The sequence below is a fragment of the Amycolatopsis sp. NPDC051106 genome (genome assembly GCF_040682775.1).
Classification (GTDB): Bacteria; Actinomycetota; Actinomycetes; order Mycobacteriales; family Pseudonocardiaceae; genus Amycolatopsis.
The window spans coordinates 14,361-36,929 of sequence record NZ_JBFBBQ010000060.1 but is presented as its reverse complement, the minus strand read 5'-3'; the positions used below and the strand labels follow the sequence as shown (position 1 = coordinate 36,929).

Sequence of the window (22,569 nt, the reverse complement as noted above, 5' to 3'; positions counted from 1 at the left end):
AGACGCGACTATCCCAGGAGTGCGGCCAGCCGCCTAGCCTGATCCGCCGCCCGGCCGGACGCGCCCGGCTGAACGGCGGGTGGTTCGCTCGTCGCCGCGCTCATCAGCAGCACCGCGATCAGCTCGGCCTCGTACTCGTCGGTGCCGGTAGTCACCCGGGTCAGCAGGTGCGACAGCGCCTGCGGCGCCAGGTCCGGCGCGAGCTGAGCGGCTTCGGACTCCGACATCTGGCAGGTCCCGGTGTGCGCGCACAGCATGTGGGCGAGCTCGTGGGCGATGATGTGGTCCTGGTGCAGCGCCGACGTGTGCTCGACGTAGGCGATCAGGTCGTAGTCCGGCCGGGCCTGCCACGCGCCCGACGGCCGGCCGGGCCGGTACTCGACCGGCACGAGGTCGATCTCACGCCCGCGCCAGGCCTCGAGGCCGTCGACCCAGGCGTTCATCGACCACGGCCGGGGCACCGGGACGGCGGCGAGCACGGTCCGCACCCGCTGCCGGGCGCGGGCCCGGAGGTCCGTCAGGCCGCGCTCGTCGATGGGTCCTCCCCGGTCACCTGGCGCCAGCCGGGTGCACCGGGGCGCGATCACGGACGAGGTCATCGTAGCCGAATTCCCGCCGTCACTCCGGCTTCCGCCGCCGGCCGTCGCGGCGCCGGGTTTCGTCGTAGCCGGCCAGCTGATCGAGCAGCGCCGTGACGGTCTCGCGATCGCGTGGCGAGAGTTGCATGGCCCGCTGCGCCAGGTGCCGCGCCTCGGTGTCGCGCCACGCGACGACGTCCTCGACCTGACGATCGACCTGTCCGGCGACCTCGTCGTCGAAGAAGTACGTCACCGGCACGCCGAAGAACTGGGCGAGGGCCTGGATGTGCGAGCGCTTGGGGTCCTTGCGCGCGCCGACGGCGAGCTGCTGGACGTGGGTCGCGGACATCGTCACGCCGGTCTGGTCGGCGACGCCGTGCGCGATCTCCCGGTACGAGTACGGCTTGCGGTCCGGCGGGTGCACGGTCGCGATCAAGTGCGCCAGTCGTTCGGCGAAACTGCGCTCATCGCTCACCACACACCACCTTCAGCCAGGAAACGTGACAACCATCAGCGTAGCTGTTCCGAAAACTTGACACAGCCTGTCCCGGAAAGACTACGATACTCCCGTTCGGTGTTTCGAAAACAGGACATCGGACCCCGGGGTGGCGCAGCGGCCGCGGGGCGAAGTCACGTGGCCGCTGGGGGTGGCCACGCGCCCAGCCCGCGCTCCCGCCGCGCCGCCCCACCTCAGCGCGATCATGGGGAGCGTAGGGCGCCGGGGACGGGGCGTGGTCCGGCAAAAGTACCGTCCTGGCACGGACCTCAGCCGATTGAGCTTCACGCGGGCGAGCTGTTGCGCAGGCGAGGAATGTCGCACGTGGTTGGCCGGGCATCGCGTGTGCTTGAGCGCGCATCTCGCGTGATTGAGCGCGCATCTCGCGTGATCGGGCGCGCATCTCGCGTGATCGGGCGCGCATCTCGCGTGGCTGAAGGGGCATCACGGTTGGCGAGATGGCGAGCATGCCCGGCGCCACCAAGCCGTGCTTCCAGCCTGGTGGCGCCGAGTGGGTCGAACTCTCTCCCGGGCCGGCTTACCGGCGGTAGACGCCGAACTCGTACAGCGAGTAGCCGTACCCGGTGCCGCGCTGGGTCGCGGACATCCGCACGTACCGAGCCGTGGCCGAGATCGCCAGGTCGTCGGCGCCGCCGTCGCCCGAGGTCGTCGCGTACACCGATCGCCAGTTCGCCGCGTCGTCGCTGACCTGGATCTCGTAGGCCTTCCCGAAGGCCGACTCCCAGACCAGCTGGACGTGGTCGAACGCCTGCCGGCTACCCAGGTCCACCTGCAGCCACTGCGGGTCGGCCCACGCGCTCGCCCAGCGCGTCGCGGTATTGCCGTCCGTCGCGGCCTGCGGAGGGTAGGGCGCGCCGGGCCCGTCGGCCTGGTAGGTCGACGCCGTGGTCGCCGCGCCGCGGGCCAGGTTCGTGCCCGGCACCGGTGGGGCGACCACACGCAGCGAACGCGTCTCGATGCCGACGTTGCCGTGTCCGTCGCGGGCGTAGAGGTAGATCTTCCACACCCCCAGCTGCTGCGGCGCGGTGACGGTGAACGTCCCGTTCCCGGTGAACTGCGCCGGGATCAGCCCGGCCGCGTCGTTGATGTACTTGCTGTTGTAGCCCATGGTGTAGGTGATCGGGTCACCGTCCGGATCGGACACCCCGGCCGTCAGGGTGAACGTGCCGCCCGCCGGGACGTCGGTGCTGCGGCTGAGGTTCATCGACGAGATCACCGGCGGCGTGTTCCCACCCGTCTGTCCACTGTAGATCCGCCGGACGGCGTACCAGGAAAGCCGCTTCTCGTTGCCCGTGGTGATGTTGAACCAGACGCCGCCGAAGTCGCCCTCGGTGCCGTAGTGGAAGAGCGTCGCACCCAGCGCGACACCGGGATGCGCGAGCACGCAGTTCCAGGCGTTGACGTAGCCGTCGCGCTTCTGCTGGTCGGTCGGCTCGGCCGGCACGCCGTTCGCGTCGTCCGGCACCTCCCACTCACCGGCCGGGCCGGTCTCGGTGATGATGTACGGCTTCGCGTAGCCGCCCGCGAGCCAGTCCTGCTTCACCTGGCAGACCTGGGCGTAGGAGTTGACGGAGTAAAGGTCGAGACTCGGCGCGTACGCCTTGTAGTACGGCCAGGCGCCGGTCCAGGCATCGGTCGACGTGACCGGGTGGTTGGCGTCGATCGCGTGGATCGCCTGCGCGGCTTGGTCGACGAAGCGGGTGTAGGCGATCCGGTTCTGTTCCAGCTGCGTGCCGGAGTAGCAGTTCTGCATGCCGAGGATCGACTCGTTGCCGACGTTCCACATCAGTACGCCGGGATGTGCTTTGTAGGCAGTGACCCACTTTTGGATCTCGGCGAGCATCGTGTTCTTGTATGCGGTGTCCGTCGTGTAGTCGACGCAGCCGCCGCTGCCCGGGCCGCCGCCGGGTTGCAGCCAGAAGCCGCTGATGGCCTTGATGCCGTTGGCCGCGGCGGCGTCGAGCAGGGGCTGGGTGGTGCCGTCGGTGCCCCAGGTGCGGACCGTGTTGACGCCGATCGAGTGCAGCTCCGGCATCCGCGTGGCCGCTTCACTGACCGGCGGGCCCCAGGTGAGCCCCTTCACGGTCCACGGTGTCCCGTCGACTGTCAGCTGCCAGTTGCCCTGCGTACCGGTCACCCGCGTGACGCCGGGACCGTCCTGCGTCGGCGTCCCCGGAGTGCCGCTGACCTGGAATTCCCACAGCGAGTAGCCGTAGCCGCCGACGCGGTGGGTGCCGTAGAAGCGCACGTAACGGCCCTTGCCCGTGACGGCGAGATTCTGTATGCCGCCTATCGCCGTCGTCGTGCTGTACACAGTCCGCCATGTACTGGCGTCGTCCGAAACCTGGATTTCGTAGGCAGTCGCGTAGGCCGCTTCCCAGTTCAGCGTGACCTGGCTGATGTCCGCGGACGCGCCGAGGTCGACCTGCAGCCACTGCGGGTCGTTCCAGGCGCTCGCCCAGCGGGTGCCGGCGTCACCGTCGACGGCCGCCGACGCCGGGGTTCCCGCGCCTTCGCTGCTCGACGCCGTCACGGGTCTGCCTTGGGACAGCAAGGTGGCGGCGTGCGCCGGGGACGGGCCGGCGAGCAGCCCCAGCACCAGCAGGGCCACCAGTGCCGGGACGGCACGGAGGAGCGACGGTCGGTCCACGATGACTCCCGTACGACAGGGGACGGAGATTGGAGAGCGCTCTCCGGCGCGTCCGATGGAACGGCACCGGCCCCCGCATTGTCAAGATTCGGCGAGGAATCGGACAATCGCTGTCTCGTGGCCGGTCCGGGTACTCCTTGACACGGCGGCGGCTGGATGCGCATGCTGTTGGAGAGCGCTCTCCCATCCTTGGCACCTCACCGTGGAGGACCCTTGGCAACGAAAGCCGCGCTCCTCGCCTGCACCGCCGCCACCGTGCTGGCAGGCGCCTTCCTGACCGCGGCCACCTGGTCGCCCGCCGGAGCCGACGACCTGGTGACCCACCACGAGTTCCAGGTCAACTGCTCCCCCAGCCACCACCAGCCGGACGACCCGATCGTCTTCCCCGGGCTGCCCGGCGCGTCGCACGACCACACGTTCATCGGCAACAAGACGACCAACGCGGCCAGCACGACGCAGTCGCTGCAGGCCGCGGGCGTCGGCAACACGACGTGCCTGGCGCCGGACGACCTGTCCGCGTACTGGTTCCCCACCGTCTACAACGGGAACCAGGTGATCCTGCCGAACTTCGCGCAGGTCGTGTACTACAAGTCCGGCATCCTCGACTACACGAAGGTGGTGCCGTTCCCGCCCGGCCTGCGCTACGTCGCCGGGACCGTGACGGCGACCCAGGACGAGTTCCAGCACGCGACCGGCGCCGTCGAGGGCTGGGAGTGCGGGGACAGCTTCCACAACTGGGACATCCCGGTGCAGTGCGTGCCCGGCAGCCAGCTCAACATCCGTTACCAGGCGCCGAGCTGCTGGGACGGCGTCCACCTGGATTCGGCCGACCACAAGAGCCACATGGCGTACCCGGACCGGGCGACGCTGACGTGCCCGGCCGACCACCCGGTGGCGGTGCCGATGCTGGAGTTCAAGATCGCGTTCCCGGTCAGCGGGGACATGTCGGGGGTGCACCTGGCCAGCGGGCGCGGGTACTCGTGGCACTACGACTTCTTCAACGCGTGGGACCCGCCGACCCTCGCCGCGCTGGTGACGCACTGCATCAACGGCGGGCTGCAGTGCGACCCGCGCGGGTTCGACCTGTACAAACCGGACCGCGGCACGGTGCTCGGGCCGAATTACCGGCTGCCCGGCCGTCCGTGAGACGGCTGGTTCTGGGGGCGGCGGTGGTGGCGCTGACCATGGGCGGGTGCGCCACCACCGGCCCCGCCCCCACCGCCGGCCCCGCCTCGCCCTTCAACCCCACGGACGTCGCGTGGCTGCAGCTGGTCGTGCCGATGACGGAGAACGCGCTGTCGGCGGCCCGGCTGGCTCCTTCGCGTGCGGCGAGCCCGGCGGTGCGCGCGGCCGCGGAAGCGGTCGCGGTACCGGAGGAGAAGCTGCTGGCGCGGTTGAAGGCGGCCCGCGACCGGGCGGGGTTGCCGGCGGCGGATGTCCACAGTGGACATCGGATGCCGGGGATGATCACGGCGGCGGACCTGGTGGCGTTGCGCACCGGGAGCGGTCCGGACTTCGACCGGCGGCTGGTCGCGCTGCTGCGGGCGCATGCGGCGCAGCTGGTGGTGCTGGCGAAGGGGGAACAGACCTCGGGGGCGGACGCGGAGACGAAGCGGCTGGCCGGCGAGGTCGGCGCGGAGGGGGCGCAGCAGGAGAAGGCGCTCGCGAACGCGGCCTGAGCGACCGACCAGCAGCCGTGCCGGCACCACATCGGCAGAAGCCGTGAATGGCTCATTGAGGGACTTGAAGTCCCTCAATGAGCCATTCACGGACTCGCTGAGAAAGCTCGCTGCGCGCATCGATAGCGGTGCGGCTCTGGCCAACCCGGGTCGGTGGCGCGGTGACCAGCCGGGCGCTCGCCGTTCGGTCCAGGTGCGCAGGGCGAACCTGGCTTCGCGCCAGAGCCGGGTCGGCAGCGCGCGATGGTCAGCCGGGCGCCGGCCGTCGCGGGGCGAGGTGCACGTGGCCTTTTGTGGCGAGGCCGACGCCCGCTCTGCCGCAAAGAAGCTACGGCCCGGACTGAGGTCGACATGACCCCGGAACGGACCGTGGGAGGCCACCGACCCCACAACGGTGGCCGAGCCGGGCGCCGTCGAGGCCACCACCCCACGTGGTGACCTCGACGGCCATACCGGCTCCGCCCGCCGGCAGTCTCAGTACGTCACGGTCACCGGCCCGCGCCCGCTGTGGGCCGTCACCGTCAGCGTCTGCGTTGCCGCGTCCCACTTCCAGCTCTGCGACGGCGCCCAGCCCTCGCCCACCCGCACCCGGGAAGGCGCCGACGGCACGCCGAGGAACTTGACCGTCCACTCCCGGGAAGCGACCTGGGAGCGGCCCCTAGTCGGTTCGACCGTCACCGTGTGGGCTCCGCGCCGCTCGGTGTACGTGATCCGGGTCGTCGAGCTGTTCTTCGACGACGTGCCGTTGTCCTCGTACAGCGAGAACGACCCCGGCGCGCCCGGCGCCACCGTCACCGTCGCCCGGTTCAGCGGGCTCTGGACGTCGTTGGGGACGTCCGCCGTCCGTGTCACCGTGATGCCGCCCGCTCGCACGAACACCGGCATCGTCCCGAGGTCCGACGTCACCTGCTGCGTCGTCCCGCCGGCGTACGGCTTGCCCGTGAAGTAGTCCGTCCACTGCCCCGGCGGGAACCAGACCGAGGTCGTCGACGAGGTCCCGGGGGACGTCACCGGCGCCACCAGCATGTCCGGCCCGTAGAAGTACTCGCTCTGCGCCGCGGTGTACGCCGCCGGCTCCTCCGGGTACTCCACGTACGTCGGCCGGACCACCGGCACGCCCGTCGCCGCCGCCTGCTGCGCCAGCGTGTACGTGTAGGGCACCAGGTTCTCGCGCAGGTTGAGGAACTTCGTCGCCGACGCCTTCGCCGCGCCGGTGTACTGCCACGGCAGCCGGTCGCTGTGGTTGCTGTGCAGCCGGTCGATCGGCTGGAACGTGCCGAGCTGGACCCAGCGCGCGTACAGGTCGTCGGGCAGCTTGAACGTCTGGTGCTGCTGCCCGCCCGAGGTGTAGGTCTCGCTGCCGCGCAGGCCGGTCGTGTCGTTGTGGCCGCCGATGTCGTGGCTGATCGGCGACAGGCCGGTCGCGGCCGACTCCGCCGGGGTGATCCCGACCTCCATCCGCAGCGTGCCCCACGTCGACGACGTGTCGCCGGTGAAGTGCACGGTGCTGCGCTTGTCGGCCCACGGTCCGGTCGGCAGCCCGACCGGGCCGCCGTAGCCGCCGGCCTGCAGCGAGCCGTACGCCCGCGACGTCACGAAGCCGCGCTCGACCGCCGGGGCGGCCAGGTCGGCGTACTTCTGGTTGATCCACGAGTCCGGCGTGACGCCCGGCAGGCTCGACTTCGAGGAGTCACAGCACCAGTCGAGCCACCAGAAGTCGTTGCCCTGCTTCATCATGTCGCCGTGCAGGTCGAGGTACGCCTTGAGCTGGTCGGGGTCGCCCCAGTCGAAGACGTAGCAGTCCGTCCCGCACCCGGACTTCGCCAGCTTGCCCTTCGCCGTCGCCTGCGCGCGGGCGAACTGCGGGTCCGAACCCATGATGCTCGGGTGGATGTTCAGGGTGTTGTGCAGGCCCTGCGACGCCGACCAAGCGAAGAACCCCGCCGGGTCCGGGAACTTGTTCGTGTCGACCTGCCAGCCGTTCCACGTGTCCGGCGCCTTGAAGTCGGTGTCGGTCACCAGGACGTCCAGCGGCACGCCCTCGCTGCGGAACTTCGGCAGGATCGTGTCGCGGTAGTCGGCCGCGGTGCGGTCGATGTACTCCGAGTACCAGACGCCGTAGGCCCAGCGCGGCAGCAGCTCCGACGGCCCGGTCAGGGTCGCCAGGTCCCGCAGGCCGCCCTTGTAGTCGTGGCCGAAGGTGAAGACGTAGCCGTCCTGGTAGGGGTTCCCGCCGTGCGACGGCCGCTGCGTCACCTTCTCGGTGGCGGTGTCGTACAGGGCCGAGGGTGTGTCGTCGAGCAGGTACCAGCCGTCCCGGTGCAGGAGCCCCTCGGTGAGCGACGGCGTGCCGTTGTCGCCGTTGACGCCGTCGAGGCCGCGCCGGTAACCGCCCAGCGTGAGGTGCGGCGCCGGGGCCGCGGCGCCGGTGCGGGTGACCGCGACAGTGTCGATGTTGACGTGGCAGCTCGTGTCGTCCGGGCAGCCGAGGACGACGTCGTTCGTGCCGGCCTTGAGGTCGACCGGGACCGACGCAGTCCCCCAGCTGTCCCAGTTCTCGGTGATCGGCAGCGACAGCGTCCGGGTCACGCCGGACGCGGCGACCGTCGCGGTCCGGGTCTCGTGCCGGCCGTCACCGCCGGTTCCGTTGGTGTAGCGGACGGACAGCTGGTACGTGCCGGCGGCGGGGACGGCCACGACGCGGTGGGTCAGCGACGAGCCGCGGTTGAGCTCGGCGACGAACCCGCGTCCGGCGTACCCGGCGTGGTCGGCCGCGACCACGGCCGAGCCGGTGCGCAGGCCGGCTTCGGCTTCGCAGCTGACGTCGAGGGCGCAGCCGGTGAACGCGCGGGCCGACGCGGGCGGGAAGGACGCGCCGGGCGTCAGCACCGCGAGGGCGTCGACGTTGACGTTGCCGGAGTCCGCCGCGGTCCGCTCGAGGCGGAGGTTGTGGCGGCCGGCGGTGAGGGTGACCGGCACCGACGCGGTGGCCCAGCTGTTCCAGTCGGCCGTCGCGGGCAGGGTGAGCTTCTGCGGCGCACCGCCGTCCACGGACACGCTCAGGGTGCGCGTGACGTGCTGGCCGTCCCCGCCCTGGCCGTTGGCGAACCGGGCGGTGACGTTGTAGGTCCCGGCCGTGGCGGCGGCGACGTCGGCGGTGGCCGAGTTGCCGGCACTCTCGAACCCGGCGAGGAAGCCCTCCCCGGTGTAGCCGGTGTGGTCGGTCGCCACGCCCAGCCCGTCGGCGGTCAGGTCTTCGGCCTCGCACAGCGCGCCGGTCGCGCAGGTCAGGTGGCGCCACGGCGCCGCCGTCACCGGCGCGGCGCCGGCCGTGGTGCGGATCTGGAGGTTGCCGGAGTCGAACGGCCCGGAGTCCAGCTTGTAGGTCAAGGTCGTCGCGCTGGTGCGGATCGTCAGGACGCCGTTCGCGGTCGTGGACGTGAACGGCGGGGGCGTGAAGGATCCCCGGCCGACGGCGTTGAAGGTGGCGGCGTCGGTGAAGCGGCCGTCGCCCGCGTACTCCGTGCGGATCAGCGTCGGGGAAAGGACCTGGAAACGGGCGTTTCCGGCGGTGACGGTCTGACGCGCCGCGTGCCCGGCTTCGGCCGGGGTCGCGACGGTCACGACGGCGGCGGCGACCGCCAGCGCGCACGTCAGATGGAGGGTTTTCGCGGTTCTCGTCCGCACGGCGGAACTCCGTTCCGGTCAGAGGGACCCAGCCGGTTTTACAACGTTGGAAAAGGCCGTTCAGATCTGAGCACAGCCATCGGCCGGATGTCCAGACCACCGGGCCAAACTGTCCGGACAGGCCGGGCGGTCTGCCCGGCAGGCCACGCGCCCGGACTATCGACCTGGAGACGTCAGCGGCCGGTGACGCCGTCGATCTGCTCCCGCAGGATGTCGGCGTGCCCGGCGTGGCGGGCGGTCTCGCTCGTCATGTGCGCCAGCACCCACCGCAGGGTGGGGAAGGTGCCGTCGACCGCGACCGCCACCGGCCGTTCCGGGTCCCCCGCCGCACGGATCGCCGCGTCGCTTTCCGCGATCGCCGCGCGGTACCCGGCCAGCACGTCTTCCGCGGTGAGCCCTTCGGGCACGTCCATCCCCAGGTCCCCGGTGTCCTCGCCGCCCGCGACGTGGTGGCCGAACCAGACCCGCTCGGCCCCGGTCAGGTGGTGGACCAGCCCGAGCAGCGTGGTGCCGGAGCCGACCAGGACCCGGCGCAGCTGCTCCTCGGTGAGCCCGTCCGTCTTCTTGACGACGCTTTCGCGCGCGAAAGCCAGGAACGCCGTCGCGGTGTCGAGCTCGCCACCGTCGTCGCGCGGGACGGGTTTCCGCTGGGTTTCGGCCATGGCGCCGAACCTAGCGCTCAGGCGGAGTCGCGGACCACCAGCTCGGGGTCGAAGATCACCGACTCAGCGCGGCCGTCCGGGTCGGCCATGCGGTCCAGGACCATCCGGGCCATCGCCGCGCCCATCTCCTCCACCGGCTGGCGGACCGTGGTGAGGCGGGGACGGCAGCTCAGCGCCACCCGGCTGTCGTCGAAGCCGATCACCGCGACGTCGGCGGGGACCCGGCGGCCGGCCTCGCGCAGCACCGTCAACGCGCCGTACGCCATCAGGTCGTTGGCCACGAACAGCCCGTCCAGCGCGGGTTCCTCGGCCAGGAGCCGCTCCATCGCCCGCTCACCGCCGTGCTCGGTGAAGTCGCCCTCGGCCACCGCGACGTACGCGTGGCCGTGGCGGGCCATCGCGTCGCGGAACCCGGCCAGCCGGTCCTGCCCCGCCGGCGTCCCCGCCGGGCCCGCGATGGTCGCGACCCGGCGGCAGCCGCGGGAGACGAGCCGGTCGGCCGCGAGCCGGGCGCCGTCCTGGTGGGCGACGTCGACGTAGCTCACCGGCGCCGGGCGGCCGGGCCGCGCGAACAGCGCCGTCGGGACGCCCGCGTCGGTCAGCATGCGCGGCAGCGGGTCCTCGGCCGGGTGCAGCGAGATCAGCAGCACGCCGCTCACCTGCTCCTGCCGCAGCTTCGGGACGAGCTTCTCCCGCTCTTCGTCGCTGTCGACGAGCATCAGCAGCGGGTGCAGCCCCTGCGGCCGCAGGTGCGCGACCACGCCCTCGACGACCCGGCCGAAGAACGGGTCGCCGAACACTCCGCCGGTGAACGCTTCGACGTGCCGCTCCGGCTCGGAGACCACCAGCGCCACCCCGCCGGTGCGGCGCGTGACCAGCGACCGCGCCGCGCGGTTCGGCACGTACCCGGTGGTGGCGATGGCGCGTTCGACGGTCTCCCGCAGCTTCGGGTCGACGTTGCGCACGCTGTTGACCACGCGGGACACCGTGGCCCGCGAGACGCCGGCGACCCGCGCGACGTCCTCCAGGGTCGGCGGCGCCGAGGGCGGGTGCGTCGTCACCCTCCCTTTGTAGCACGCTGTGAGAGCGCTCTCCCAGCTTCCGGCGGAGGACAGGCCGCTGACAAATGTCATGAGCCGCCGCTGAGGGACGGCACTGCCGCCCGGGCGCCTCGCGCGACGAGCATTTCCGGCATGACCACGACTCGAACCGAACCCACGGGCTTCCGGCCCGTGCTGCTGCTCACCGGCGGCTACGCCGCGCTTTCCGTGCTCACCCTGCTCGCGATCATCCTTTTCCGGAACGACCACGCCATGGTGACCGACGCGGTCTGGGTGCGCGCCACGCTGGTCGTCGCCAGTTCGCTGCTGACGTTCGCCTTCGCCCGCAGTGCGGCCCGCGGGTCGCGGAAGGGCCTGCTCAGGCTGCGGATCGTCGCCGGCGTGATGCTCGTGGCGATCGTCGTCATCGTCGCCCTGCCCGGGCTGTTCCCGGTGTGGCTGCGGATCGAGCAGGCCGTCTGCGGACTGCTGCTGCTCGGCGTCACGGTGCTCGTCAACGGCCGGCGGGCGCGGGCCCGGTAGCGTGCCGGTGATGGACAGGACGGAGCCGGCCGACGTGCAGCGCTGGGTGCGCGGCTGGCGGGTGATGGTGCTCGACGCGGGCATGCTCGTCTACCCGGCGGTGACCGTGCCCGGCGTGCTGCAGCACTCGAGCGGGCACGCCGCGGTGGCGGGCTGCGTGATCGTCGCCGTCTTCGTGGGTTGCTACGTCGCCGCGGCACGGGCCGCGGCGCGGCGGGCGCCGCGAAGGTTCTGGCCCCTCCTGGGGGTGCTGGCCGTCCTCTTCGGCGCCGCGCTCCCCTTCGCCCACGCCGAGGCGTTCTTCCTCGCCACCGTCGTCGTGTCCCTCGCCGTGCCGCGGCTTCCGCGGTACGGCGGCTCGCTCGTGGTCGTCGCCGCGCTCGCGGCGCTCGTCGTCCCGTGGGTGGTGTGGGGCACCGCGGGGTGGACGCAGGCGGTCGCGCTCGTGTTCACCGTGCTGGTCGTCCACGTCTTCGCCGAAGCGGTCCGCGCCAACGCCGCGCTCGTCGAGGCCCGGGCCGAGGTCGCGCGGCTGGCGTCCGAGGCCGAACGGACCCGGATCGCCCGAGATCTCCACGACCTGCTCGGCCACTCGCTGACCGCGATCACCGTGAAGAGCACGTTGGCCCGGCGGCTCCTGGACACCGACGGCGCCCGCGCGGGCGAGGAGATGACGGCGGTCGAGACGCTCGCCCGCCAGGCGCTGACCGACGTGCGCGCGGCGGTGTCGGGCTACCGCGAGGTCACCCTCGCCGGCGAGCTCGCCCGCGGCCGCGAGCTGCTGCGCGCGTGCGGCGTCACCGCCGACCTGCCGACGGCGGCCGAGGTCGTGGACCCCGCCCGGCAGGAGCTGTTCGGGTGGGTCGTGCGCGAAGGCCTCACGAACGTGGCGCGGCACGCACGCGCGACGCGGTGCGCGGTCACGGTGACCGAGTCCACTGTGGAGGTCGTCGACGACGGTGTGGGCGGCTCCCCCGAAGAGGGCTCCGGGCTGGCCGGGCTCCGCGAACGCGTCAAGGCCGCCGGCGGGCAGTTCCGCGCCGGGCCGGTCCGGCCGCGCGGCTGGCACCTGCGGGTGACGCTGTGACCATCCGCCTGCTGCTCGCCGACGACCAGGAGCTGGTCCGCCAGGCGCTGTGCGCGCTGCTCGCGCTGGAGGACGACTTCGAGGTGGTCGCGTCCGTGGGCCGCGGCGACGAGGTCGTCGCGGCGGCGCGCGCCCACCGTCCCGACGTCGCGCTGCTGGACATCGAGATGCCGGGCCTGGACGGGCTCGCGGCCGCGGCGGTGCTCGCCGCGCAGGTGCCGGACTGCCGCGTCGTCATGCTCACGACGTTCGGGCGCGCGGGCTACCTGCGCCGAGCGATGGACGCGGGCGCGGCCGGGTTCGTCGTCAAGGACGCCCCGGCCGACGTCCTGGCCGATGCGATCCGCCGCGTGCGGCAGGGCGAGCGGGTGGTGGATCCGGCACTGGCCGTGGCCACGCTGGCCGCGGGCGAGTCGCCGCTCACCGCGCGGGAACGGGACGTGCTGATCACCGCCCGCACCGGTGCCACGGTCGCCGAGATCGCGTCGCGGCTGTACCTGTCCGAAGGCACGGTCCGCAACTACGTCTCCGCGGCGATCACCAAGACCGGCGCGCGCAACCGCGTCGACGCGGTGCGGATCGCGGACGAGCGCGGCTGGCTCTAGGCACGCCGTACACTCCGGACCTGAATCACGACGCGGGCAGGGGGCACGGTGAGCGGTATCAGGGTCTTGGTGGCGGGGGCGAGCATCGCGGGACCCGCGCTCGCCCACTGGTTGCGCCGGCGTGGGGCCGAGGTGACCGTCGTGGAGCGGGCCCCCGGGCTGCGGCCCGGTGGGCAGGCGGTGGACGCGCGCGGGGTGACCAAGGAAGTCATCCGGCGGATGGGGCTGGACGCGGCGGTCCGCGCGGCCCGCACCGCGACCGCCGGCGCGCACACCGTGGACGCGGAGGGGAACGTGCTGGAGACCTTCAGCGCGGACGACGACGGCGGCGACGGGTACATCTCGGAGATCGAGATCCTGCGCGGAGACCTGTCCCAGGTGCTCTACGACGACACCCGCGACGGTGTCGAGTACGTCTTCGGCGACCGGATCGCCGAGCTCACCCAGGACGCCGACGGGGTCGACGTGGTCTTCGCCGGGGGCGACCGGCGGCGCTTCGACCTGGTGGTCGGGGCGGACGGGCTGCACTCGGCGCTGCGGGCGATGGTCTTCGGGCCGCGCGAGCGGTTCGTCCGCCACCTCGGGCTCGTGCTGGCCTTCTACAGCGTGCCCAACGAGTTCGGGCTGGACCGCTGGCTGCTCGACTACCACGAGTCCGGGCGCTCCGCGAGCCTGCGGCCCATCCGGGACGCCACCCGGGCGATGGCCATGTTCTCCTTCCCTTCGGCCGGTTTCGACGTCGACTACCGCGACGTCGAGGCCCAGAAGCGGCTGCTGCGCGAGCGGACGGCCGGCCTGGGCTGGCTGGCCCCGCGCATCCTCGCGCACCTGGACGACACCCCGGACTTCTACCTCGACCAGGTCGCCCAGGTGGTGATGGACCGCTGGTCGGACGGCCGGGTCGGGCTGATCGGGGACGCGGCGTACAGCGCGTCGCCGATGTCCGGGCAGGGCACCGGGCTGGCCCTGGTCGGCGCCTACCTGCTGGCCGGAGAGCTGGCCGCCGCCGGGTGGGACCCGGCGGCCGGGTTCGCCGCCTACGAGCGCCGGATGCGCTCGTTCGTCGAGGCCAACCAGGAGATCGGCCGGTTGCACGTGCGCAGCCTCGAAGCGCCGGGGCCGGACGCCAGGCCGGCCGAGGAGCCCGACATGGCGGCGTTCACCGAGCTGGTCGAGCGCGCCCTCAACGGCGTCGAGCTGCCCGACTACGCCGGGCTGCCGGACTCCGGCTCCGTGGCCGTCACTGTGTAGGCGGTGTCAGGCGTTCTCGTCGAACGGGATCCCGGCCGGTTTCGCGATGCAGTGAATGACTCATTCCTGGCGCTGGACGACAGGAATGGGTCATTCACTGCGTTCGGACCGGGCCGGACGGGCGGAGGCGCCACGGGAAGGTCGCGAATGACTCATCCGGGACCTCCGGCGCCGCGAGTGACTCATTCGGGACGCTCTGGTGAGCGGGCGGCTCAGCGGGCAAACCTGGCCGGTCGAGCGCGCCAGCTCAACCTGCCAGTCGGCGAGCGAACCCGCCAGCCTAATGGCCCAGCTCGGCGAGCACCGGTGATATGGGGTCAAGCTCCCGGACGGCGGCGAGGCCGGGATCGCTCGCGGCCTTGTTCAGCGAGGTGCGCAGCACCGAGCGAACCGGGCCAACCCATCGGGCAGCCCGGTCAGTCGAGCGCGCCCGCTTGCCGGGCCGGGCCAACCCGGCGAGCAGACCGGTCCAGCCCAGCGGGCCAGCCTGGCCAGTCGAGCGGACCGGCTCGGCGGGCGAGCTTGGCGAGCGAACATGACCAGTCGAGCGCGCCCGCTTGCCGGGCCGGGCCAACCCGGCGAGCAGACCGGTCCAGCCCAGCGGGCCAGCCTAGCCAAACGAGCGGACCGGCTCGGCGGGCGAGCTTGGCGAGGCAACCCGGCCAGTCGAGCGCGCCCGCTTGCCGGGCCGGGCCAACCCGGCGAGCGAGCCGGCCCAACTCAGTGGGCCAACCCGGCGAACCGAGCGCGCCAAGTCACCCGGCCAGCCGGGCCTCGGCCGCCGCCCAGTCGCCCGACCCCGATGGCTCGTAGCGGCGGACCTCCTGGGTCTCCCTCACCAAAGCCCGCATCGCCGCCAGATCCGGGAGGTCCTCCCCCAGCGCCCGAGCCTGGACCAGCACGTTCCCCAGCGCCGCCGCCTCGACCGGGCCTGCCAGGACCGGGACTCCGCACGCGTCCGCCGTCAACTGGCACAGCAGCTCGTTGCGAGCCCCGCCGCCGACGATGTGGACCACGTCGATCGGGCGGCCCGTGATCGACGACGCCGCGCGCAACGTGCGGCGGTATGCCAGCGCCAGGCTGTCCAGGATGCACCGGACCACCTCGCCCCGCTCCGAAGGCGGCCGCTGGCCGGTTGCCGTGCAGGCCGCCGCGAGGCGGGCCGGCATGTCGCCCGGCGGCAGGAACTCCGGCGCGTCGATGTCCACGACCGCCGCCAGCCCGGGCGAAGCGGCCGCCGCAGCGAGAAGCCCCGGCAAGTCCGAAGTGGACCACGTCCGCAGCGTCTCCGACAGCACCCACAGGCCCATTACGTTGCGCAGGAACCGGATCGTGCCGTCGACGCCGCCTTCGTTCGTGAAGTTCGCCGCCAGCGCCGCGTCGCTCAGCTCCGGCGAGGGCAGCTCCAGGCCGGCCAAGGACCACGTACCCGAAGAGATGTAAGCGAAGTTCGTCCCCGGCGAAGCGGGCACGGCGACGACCGCGGACGCCGTGTCGTGCGAGCCGACCGCGACCACCGGCAGTCCGGACAGCTCGGAGGAAGTGCCCACCACCGTGCCCGGGTCGCGCAACGGCGGCAGCAACCGCGGCGGGATCCCGACCTGCGAGGCGAGCGACGAAGCCCAGGTCCGCGCCCGCACGTCGTAGAGCTGGGTGGTCGACGCGTTCGTCCGCTCGGCCCCGGCCGACCCTGTGAGCCAGTAGTTCAGCAGGTCCGGGATCAGCAGCACCGTCCGGGCCGCGTCGAGCCGGTCACCCTCGGACACCAGCTGGTAGAGCGTGTTGAACGGCAGCTGCTGCAGCCCCGTGATGTCGTACAGCTTGCGCGCGGACACGGAAGCAGCCACCGTCGCGGGTACTCCGTCCGTGCGCGAGTCGCGGTAGTGGACGGGGTTGCCGAGCAGCGCTCCCCGTTCGTCCAGGAGGCCGTAGTCGACCGCCCAGGAGTCGATCCCGACCCCGGACACCGCGCCGGCTTCCCGGATCCCGGCGAGCGTTTCGCGGTACAGCCCCAGGACGTCCCAGTACAGCGTCGGTCCCGCCTGAATGCCGCCGTTCGGGAACCGGCGCACCTCCTCGACGCTCAACGTGGAGCTGCCGACAGTCCCCGCCATGACCCGCCCGCTGGACGCGCCGAGGTCGACGGCCGCCACTCGTCTCACGGGTTCACCACGGTCAGCTCCAGCCCGAGCAGGTCCGCGACGGCCGTCAGCTCGGCGACCCGGTGGCCGGTGCCGAGCGCCCAGTGGTGGGCGATCCCGCTGGCCGACCACGCGTCGGTCCACTCCCCCGGGTCGCACCCGAAGTCGACGCGGGACGTCGTGTTGCCGATCCGCAGCAGCGGCCCGGGCACGACCGTGCCCTCGGACGCGATGAGCGAGAACGTCCCGTCGCGCCGCTGCCCGAGCCCGCACAGGGTCACCGGCCCGTGCTTGACGTCGAACTCGACCGACACGCCCCAGCCGCGCTTGCCGTGGTAGACGCCGAGGCCGCGCAGCAGCGGCTTGCGGGCGCTGATGCCGAGGTGCGCCGGGCCGTCGTGGCCCATCTCGACCACGTTGTCCCGGAAGTTCAGCGCCTGGAGTTCGGTGAACGAGCCGCCCGCGCCGAGCCGGTCCATGACCAGCATCGCCAGGGACGTCCGCAGCTCGTACTCGCCGACCGCCGGGATGCCGCGCGCGGTGAGCAGGGACGCGCCGAGGATGAACCCGGCGCCGACGCGCTCGTGCGTCTCGCCGTCGAGACCCCGGTGGTAGTAGGCCAGCGAGTCGAGCGCGAAGTCCGAAACCAGCCGGTCCAACGCAACCGAAACCCGCGCGCCCCAGGCGAAGTCTTCATCGACCACCGATGAGTCCACAGTGAACACTTCACGCGCCAGGGCGACGCGCGCCGCAGTCTCGTCGTCGGTGACCTTCTCCACCCGCACCCGCAGGTCGTCGATCTCCAGGATCTCGACGTGCCCGCCGAGCTGGCCGGACACCAGGGTCGGGTCGGTGGAGACGTCCATCATGCCCGGGTAGAGGTGCCCGAGCAGGCCGTGGCGCCCGTGCCGCAGCGCCGCCCGGACGCCGGCCGCCTTGATCCACCGCTCGATCCGCGCCCACGCCCGGGCATCCTCGAGGTACCCCGACACCGACCGGAACTCGACGCCCACGCGGCGGAACGCGTTGGCCATCTCCGGCAGCGGGCAGGCCCCGCAGTAGGCCAGCCACGCGCCGGTGTCGAAGGACTCGTGGTCCATCGCCTCGGTCGGCTGCAGGTTCAGCAGCAGCACCGGCGCGCCCGAGCGCTGCGCGACCGGCGCCAGCATGCTGGAGGTCAGGTACGTCGTGAGGAACCCGACGATCAGGTCGCACCCGGCCACCCGGAGCTTCTCGGCCGCGGCGGCGCCTTCGACCGCGTCCGAGACGAACCCGGCGTCGACCACCTCGCAGTCCATTTCGGACAGTCGGGCAGCGACGCGCCGCGCCGAGGCCTCCAGCTGCGGCAACAGCGAGGGAAACTGCGGCCAGTACGCGCCGAGCCCGCCCGAGACGAGGCCGACGCGGGTCTTGCGCGGGGTGATGCGATCGAGGGTCATCGATCCTCCTTAACGCAGGAACGCGGCGGCCACCCCGGCGTCCACCGGCACGTGCAGGCCGGTGGTGTGGGTGAGGTCGCCGCCGGTCAACGCGAACACCGCGGCCGCGACGTGCTCGGGCAGCACCTCGCGCTTGAGGATGGTCCGCTGGGCGTAGAACTCGCCGAGCTTCGACTCCTCGACGCCGTAGACGGCGGCGCGCTGGGCGCCCCAGCCACCGGCGAAGATGCCGGAGCCCTGGACGACGCCGTCCGGGTTGACGCCGTTGACGCGGATGCCGTGCCCGCCGAGCTCGGCCGCCAGCAGGCGGACCTGGTGGGCCTGGTCGGCCTTGGCCGCGCCGTAGGCGACGTTGTTCGGGCCGGCGAACACCGAGTTCTTCGACGAGATGTACACGACGTCGCCGCCGATGCCCTGGTCGATCATCGCCTTCGCCGCCGCCCGGGCGACCAGGAACGAGCCCTTGGCCATCACGTCGTGCTGCAGGTCCCAGTCGCGTTCGGTGGTCTCCAGCAGCGGCTTCGAGATCGACAGCCCGGCGTTGTTGACGACCAGGTCGATCCCGCCGAAGGCCAGCACGGTCGCGTCGATCGCGGCCTGGACCGCGGCGGCGTCGGTGACGTCGGCGGTGACCGCGATGGCCTGGTCCGCGTTCCCGATCTCCGACGCCGTCTCCGCGGCGGCCGAGGCGTTCAGGTCGGCGATGGCGACGCAGGCCCCCTCGGCGGCGAGCCGCTGCGCGATGGCCTTGCCGATGCCCGACGCCGCCCCGGTCACCAGGGCGATCCGCCCGGCCAGGGGCTTGGGCTTCGGCATCCGCCGCAGCTTGGCCTCTTCGAGGGCCCAGTACTCGATCCGGAACTTCTCGCTCTCGGGGATCGGCGCGTAGGAGGAAACCGCCTCCGCTCCCCGCATCACGTTGATGGCGTTGACGTAGAACTCGCCCGCCACCCGCGCGGTCTGCTTGTCCTTGCCGAAGGAGAACATCCCGACCCCGGGGACGAGCACGATCGCCGGGTCGGCGCCACGCATCGCCGGCGAATCGGCGACGGCGTGCCGCTCGTAGTAGGCGCGGTAGGCGTCGCGGTACTCGCCGTGCAGTTCCTTCAGCCGCGTGACGACGTCCTCGAGGGGCGCAGTCGCCGGGAGGTCCACGACCAGCGGACGCACCTTGGTGCGCAGGAAGTGGTCCGGGCACGACGTCCCCAGCGCGGCCAACGGCGCCAGCTTCTCCCGCGAGAGGAATTCCAGCACGACGTCGCTGTCGGTGTAATGCCCCACGACGCGCTGGTCGGTCGAGGCCAGCCCGCGGACCACCGGCGCCAACGCCGCCGCACGCGCGTGGCGCTCGGTTTCGGGAAGCGCTTCGAACCCGGGCACGACCGGCCCGAACGGCTCGGCGACCCCGCGCTCGGCCAGGAACTTCTCCGCGGTGCGGATGATGTCGAGGGAGTTCCGCTCGCACTCTTCGGAGGTCGCACCCCACGCCGTGATGCCGTGCCCGCCGAGGATGACGCCGATCGCCTGCGGGTTCGCCTTCTTCACGGCGGCGATGTCCAGGCCCAGCTGGAACCCGGGCCGCCGCCAGTCCACCCACGCGACGCGGTCGCCGAAGCACTCCTTCGTCAGCGCCGCGCCGTCGGCCGCGGTGGCCAGGGCGATGCCGGAGTCCGGGTGCAGGTGGTCGACGTGCGGAGCCTCGACCAGGCCGTGCATCGCGGTGTCGATCGACGGCGCCGCGCCGCCCCGCCCGTGCAGGCAGTAGTCGAACGCGGCGACCATCTCGTCTTCACGCTCGACGCCCGGGTAGACGTCCACCAGGGACCGCAGCCGGTCGAGCCGCAGCACCGCGAGCCCGGCCTCCGTGAGCGTGCCGAGGTCGCCGCCGGAGCCCTTGACCCACAGGACCTCCGTGGGGGCGCCGGTCACCGGGTCGGTGACGTCGCCCTTGGCGGAGGTGTTGCCGCCGGCGTAGTTGGTGTTGCGCGGGTCGGCTCCGAGCGCGTTGCTGCGCGCGATGAGCTGCTCCGGCACGGTCATCGTCATGCTCCCCATCCGGCCTGCGTGCCACCGGCGCGCTCGGCCACGATCTTCTCCTGGTACCCGCTGCGGTGGTAAGCCGCGACGGGGTCCGGGTCGAGCCCGGCGTCCTCGCGCAGCTCGGCCAGCAGCGGCCGGACGTCGGTGTTGTAGGCGTCCATCAGCACCGCGTTCGCGCCGAGCACGTCCCCCGCCTGCTGGGCCACGCGCAACGCGGGCCGGTCGACGAGCAGCGCCTTGGCCGTGGCCTCCTGGACGTTCATCACCGAACGGATGATCGCCGGGATCTTGGCCTCGATGTTGTGGCACTGGTCGAGCATGAACGCGATCCCGTAGGACGGGTCGAGCGCCTCGCCGCGGACGATCTCGTACATGATCCGGAACAGCTGGAACGGGTCCGCCGCCCCGACCATCAGGTCGTCGTCGGCGTAGAAGCGCGAGTTGAAGTCGAACGCGCCGAGCTTCCCGGCCCGCAGCAGGAACGCCACGATGAACTCGATGTTCGTGCCCGGGGCGTGGTGGCCGGTGTCGATGCACACCGTCGCCCGCTCCCCCAGCTCGATGCAGTGCGCATAGGACGTGCCCCAGTCGGGGACGTCGGTGGCGTAGAAGGCGGGCTCGAAGAGCTTGTACTCCAGCAGCATCCGCTGGTCCGGGCCCAGCCGGTCGTACGCTTCGCGAAGCGCCGCGGCCAGCCGGTCCTGGCGGTCGCGGATGTCGTCCTGGCCCGGGTAGTTGATGCCGTCGGAGAACCACAGCTTGAGGTCGCGCGAGCCCGTCGCGTCCATGATGGAGATGGCCTCGAGGAGGTGGTCGGTGGCCTTGCGGCGGATGCCGGCGTCCGGGTTGGTGACCGAGCCGAGCTTGTAGTCCTCGTCCTGGAACACGTTGGTGTTGATCGCGCCGATCTCGACGCCCTGCTCACGCGCGTACGCGGTCAGGGCGCCGTAGTCGTCGACGCGGTCCCACGGGATGTGGAGCGCGACGCTCGGGGCGACCCCGGTGAACCGGTGCACGGTCGCGGCGTCGGCGATCTTCTCTTCGGGTGTCCGCGGGACACCGGGTTGCGGGAACACCTTGAACCGGGTGCCCGAGTTCGCGTACGCCCACGACGGCGTCTCGATGCGCTGGGCCCGCAGGGCCTGTTTCACGGCCGTCAAGTCGCCCACGGCGATCACTGTCCTTCCGCGACGGTGGAGGGTTCGAGGTGGAAGACCTCGTCCAGGAGCTGAAAACCTTCGTCGGGCGGGCCGCCGTCGAGACCGGTGAAGAACTCCGCCATCTCCGCCTGCCAGCGGGCGTTGACCTCGGTCTCCGCCATGGCCGCCTGCGCGGCGTCGAGGTCGTCGGCTTCGACGTACCCGATCAGGAGGCCGTCGTCACGCAGGAAGAGCGAGTAGTTGCGCCAGCCGGTGTCGAGCAGGGCCTGCCGCATCTCGGGCCACACCGCGCGGTGCCGCCGCGCGTACTCGGCTTTCCGGTCCGGCTTCACCTGCAGGCAGAAGCAATATCGGGGCACTGGCCATCCTTTGTGGATCCCGCGGCCGGGCCGGGGCGGCGATCCGGCCCGGCCGCGGGGACTCATCAGAAGTTGAACTTGTCGATGTTGTTCGCGTCGAACGTCGTCGGCGGGCCGAGGACGATCTCACCGCTCGCGCCGATCTTGTAGTCGCCGAGCTTGCCCGCCTTGAACGTCTCGCCTTCCTTGCCCGAGATCTGGCCGGACTTGAGCGCGACGCCCGCGTAGGCGGCGAGGTAGCCGATGTCGGCCGGGTTCCACAGCGCGAACTGCTTCACGGTGCCGTCCTTGACGAAGGCGCGCATCTGGTTCGGCGTGCCGAGCCCGGTCACCGCGACCTTGCCCTTGTAGCTCGACGAGCTGACGTAGCGCGCGGCGGCCGCGATGCCGACCGTGGTCGGCGAGACGATCACCTTGAGGTTCGGGAACGACTGCAGCAGGCCCTGGGCCTCCTGGAACGACTTCTGGTCGTCGTCGTTGCCGTAGGCGACCTTGTCCAGCTTGATGTTCGCGTACTCCGGCTTGGCCAGCTCCTTCTTCAGGACCTCGATCCAGGCGTTCTGGTTGGTGGCGTTCGGCGTCGCGGACAGGACCGCGATCTCGCCGGACCCGCCGGAAAGGTCCTTGGCCTGCTTGGCCAGCGCCTCGCCGATGCCCTGGGTGGTGGCCTGGTTGATGAAGACGTCGCGGCAGTCCTTGGCGGCGTCGGAGTCGAACGCGACGACCTTGATGCCGGCGCTGCGGGCCTGGTTGAGCGACGGGCACACGGCGTTCGGGTCGTTCGCGGCGATGCCGATGACGTCCTGCTGCTGCTGGATCAGCGTGTTGATGTAGCTGACCTGCGACGACGCGCTGGCGTCGTTCGGCCCGACGAGCTTGTACTCGCCCTTCAGCTCGCCGAGGGCCTCCTTCCCGCCGCTGACCTCGATGTCGCTGTAGGGGTTGTTGAGCTGTTTGGGCAGGAAGGCCATCTTGACGCCTTCCTTGGCCGCGGCGTTCGGGTTCGCCGCGGCGGTCGGCTGCTGGGCGCCGGACCCCCCGCTGTCGTCGTTCTTCGTCGTGCCGCTGCAGGCGGCCAGCACGAGCACCAGCCCGGCCGACACTGCGCCGGTGAGGAACCGTCGGGACATC

18 protein-coding genes are annotated in these 22,569 nt (G+C 71.9%); 6 read left to right on the top strand and 12 right to left on the bottom strand.

Annotated features, from left to right (window positions below):
- Positions 1-8: 8 nt before the first annotated feature.
- From AB0M83_RS33970 to AB0M83_RS33960, 3 genes are all read right to left on the bottom strand, one after another.
- Positions 9-599, bottom strand: coding sequence for a hypothetical protein (locus tag AB0M83_RS33970; protein ID WP_364523309.1), 591 nt, complete (start codon positions 597-599; stop codon positions 9-11).
- A gap of 19 nt (positions 600-618) precedes the next feature.
- The gene (locus AB0M83_RS33965) at positions 619-1,053 is read right to left on the bottom strand and encodes an XRE family transcriptional regulator (protein ID WP_364523307.1); all 435 of its coding nucleotides are present in this window, start codon (positions 1,051-1,053) and stop codon (positions 619-621) included.
- 559 nt (positions 1,054-1,612) lie between these two features.
- Positions 1,613-3,745 (bottom strand): discoidin domain-containing protein, encoded by a 2,133-nt coding sequence (locus AB0M83_RS33960; protein WP_364523305.1) that lies wholly within the window; start codon positions 3,743-3,745, stop codon positions 1,613-1,615.
- A 213-nt stretch (positions 3,746-3,958) separates the two neighbouring features.
- Here AB0M83_RS33960 and AB0M83_RS33955 point away from each other — a divergent pair, with 213 nt between their 5' ends.
- Together AB0M83_RS33955 and AB0M83_RS33950 are read left to right on the top strand one after the other, a co-directional pair.
- Positions 3,959-4,891, top strand: a complete 933-nt coding sequence (locus tag AB0M83_RS33955) for a DUF1996 domain-containing protein (protein WP_364523303.1) — start codon at positions 3,959-3,961, stop codon at positions 4,889-4,891.
- Positions 4,888-5,424, top strand: coding sequence for a DUF305 domain-containing protein (locus tag AB0M83_RS33950; RefSeq protein WP_364523301.1), 537 nt, complete (start codon positions 4,888-4,890; stop codon positions 5,422-5,424). The genes AB0M83_RS33955 and AB0M83_RS33950 overlap by 4 nt, the downstream gene beginning before the upstream one ends.
- Positions 5,425-5,898: 474 nt before the next feature.
- On the opposite strand, the gene AB0M83_RS33945 is transcribed toward AB0M83_RS33950, so the two are convergent.
- From AB0M83_RS33945 to AB0M83_RS33935, 3 genes are all read right to left on the bottom strand, one after another.
- Positions 5,899-9,111 carry a TIM-barrel domain-containing protein gene (locus AB0M83_RS33945; RefSeq protein WP_364523299.1) on the bottom strand — a complete coding sequence of 1,071 codons (3,213 nt, stop codon included), beginning with the start codon at positions 9,109-9,111 and terminating at the stop codon, positions 5,899-5,901.
- A gap of 173 nt (positions 9,112-9,284) precedes the next feature.
- Positions 9,285-9,773 carry a DinB family protein gene (locus tag AB0M83_RS33940; protein WP_364523297.1) on the bottom strand — a complete coding sequence of 163 codons (489 nt, stop codon included), beginning with the start codon at positions 9,771-9,773 and terminating at the stop codon, positions 9,285-9,287.
- 17 nt (positions 9,774-9,790) lie between these two features.
- Positions 9,791-10,834: a LacI family DNA-binding transcriptional regulator gene (locus AB0M83_RS33935; RefSeq protein ID WP_364523295.1), complete on the bottom strand. Its 1,044-nt coding sequence runs from the start codon at positions 10,832-10,834 to the stop codon at positions 9,791-9,793.
- A gap of 132 nt (positions 10,835-10,966) precedes the next feature.
- Here AB0M83_RS33935 and AB0M83_RS33930 point away from each other — a divergent pair, with 132 nt between their 5' ends.
- From AB0M83_RS33930 to AB0M83_RS33915, 4 genes are read left to right on the top strand one after another with little or no spacing between them, the layout of a single operon-like run.
- The gene (locus tag AB0M83_RS33930) at positions 10,967-11,356 is read left to right on the top strand and encodes a hypothetical protein (RefSeq protein ID WP_364523293.1); all 390 of its coding nucleotides are present in this window, start codon (positions 10,967-10,969) and stop codon (positions 11,354-11,356) included.
- A gap of 10 nt (positions 11,357-11,366) precedes the next feature.
- A complete protein-coding gene (locus AB0M83_RS33925; RefSeq protein WP_364523291.1) occupies positions 11,367-12,443 on the top strand; it encodes a sensor histidine kinase in 1,077 nt (358 codons plus the stop codon).
- The gene (locus AB0M83_RS33920; RefSeq protein WP_364523289.1) at positions 12,440-13,048 is read left to right on the top strand and encodes a response regulator transcription factor; all 609 of its coding nucleotides are present in this window, start codon (positions 12,440-12,442) and stop codon (positions 13,046-13,048) included. The genes AB0M83_RS33925 and AB0M83_RS33920 overlap by 4 nt, the downstream gene beginning before the upstream one ends.
- A gap of 48 nt (positions 13,049-13,096) precedes the next feature.
- Positions 13,097-14,299 (top strand): FAD-dependent monooxygenase, encoded by a 1,203-nt coding sequence (locus tag AB0M83_RS33915; RefSeq protein WP_364523287.1) that lies wholly within the window; start codon positions 13,097-13,099, stop codon positions 14,297-14,299.
- Between the two features lie 755 nt (positions 14,300-15,054).
- Here AB0M83_RS33915 and AB0M83_RS33910 read toward each other — a convergent pair.
- The 6 genes from AB0M83_RS33910 to rhaS all read right to left on the bottom strand — a co-directional run bounded on the left by AB0M83_RS33910 (position 15,055) and on the right by rhaS (position 22,568).
- Entirely contained in the window at positions 15,055-16,452 is a 1,398-nt protein-coding gene (locus tag AB0M83_RS33910) for a rhamnulokinase family protein (RefSeq protein ID WP_364523349.1), read from the bottom strand.
- A gap of 5 nt (positions 16,453-16,457) precedes the next feature.
- Complete coding sequence (locus tag AB0M83_RS33905) at positions 16,458-17,879, bottom strand: L-fucose/L-arabinose isomerase family protein (protein WP_364523285.1); 1,422 nt, start codon at positions 17,877-17,879, stop codon at positions 16,458-16,460.
- 9 nt (positions 17,880-17,888) lie between these two features.
- Positions 17,889-19,919: a bifunctional aldolase/short-chain dehydrogenase gene (locus AB0M83_RS33900; protein ID WP_364523283.1), complete on the bottom strand. Its 2,031-nt coding sequence runs from the start codon at positions 19,917-19,919 to the stop codon at positions 17,889-17,891.
- A 2-nt stretch (positions 19,920-19,921) separates the two neighbouring features.
- Positions 19,922-21,097, bottom strand: a complete 1,176-nt coding sequence (gene rhaI / locus AB0M83_RS33895) for an L-rhamnose isomerase (protein ID WP_364523281.1) — start codon at positions 21,095-21,097, stop codon at positions 19,922-19,924.
- Positions 21,094-21,438 carry an L-rhamnose mutarotase gene (locus AB0M83_RS33890; RefSeq protein ID WP_364523279.1) on the bottom strand — a complete coding sequence of 115 codons (345 nt, stop codon included), beginning with the start codon at positions 21,436-21,438 and terminating at the stop codon, positions 21,094-21,096. The genes rhaI and AB0M83_RS33890 overlap by 4 nt, the downstream gene beginning before the upstream one ends.
- Positions 21,439-21,503: 65 nt before the next feature.
- On the bottom strand, positions 21,504-22,568 hold the full coding sequence (gene rhaS, locus AB0M83_RS33885; RefSeq protein WP_364523277.1) for a rhamnose ABC transporter substrate-binding protein: 1,065 nt from the start codon (positions 22,566-22,568) through the stop codon (positions 21,504-21,506).
- Position 22,569: the final 1 nt, after the last annotated feature.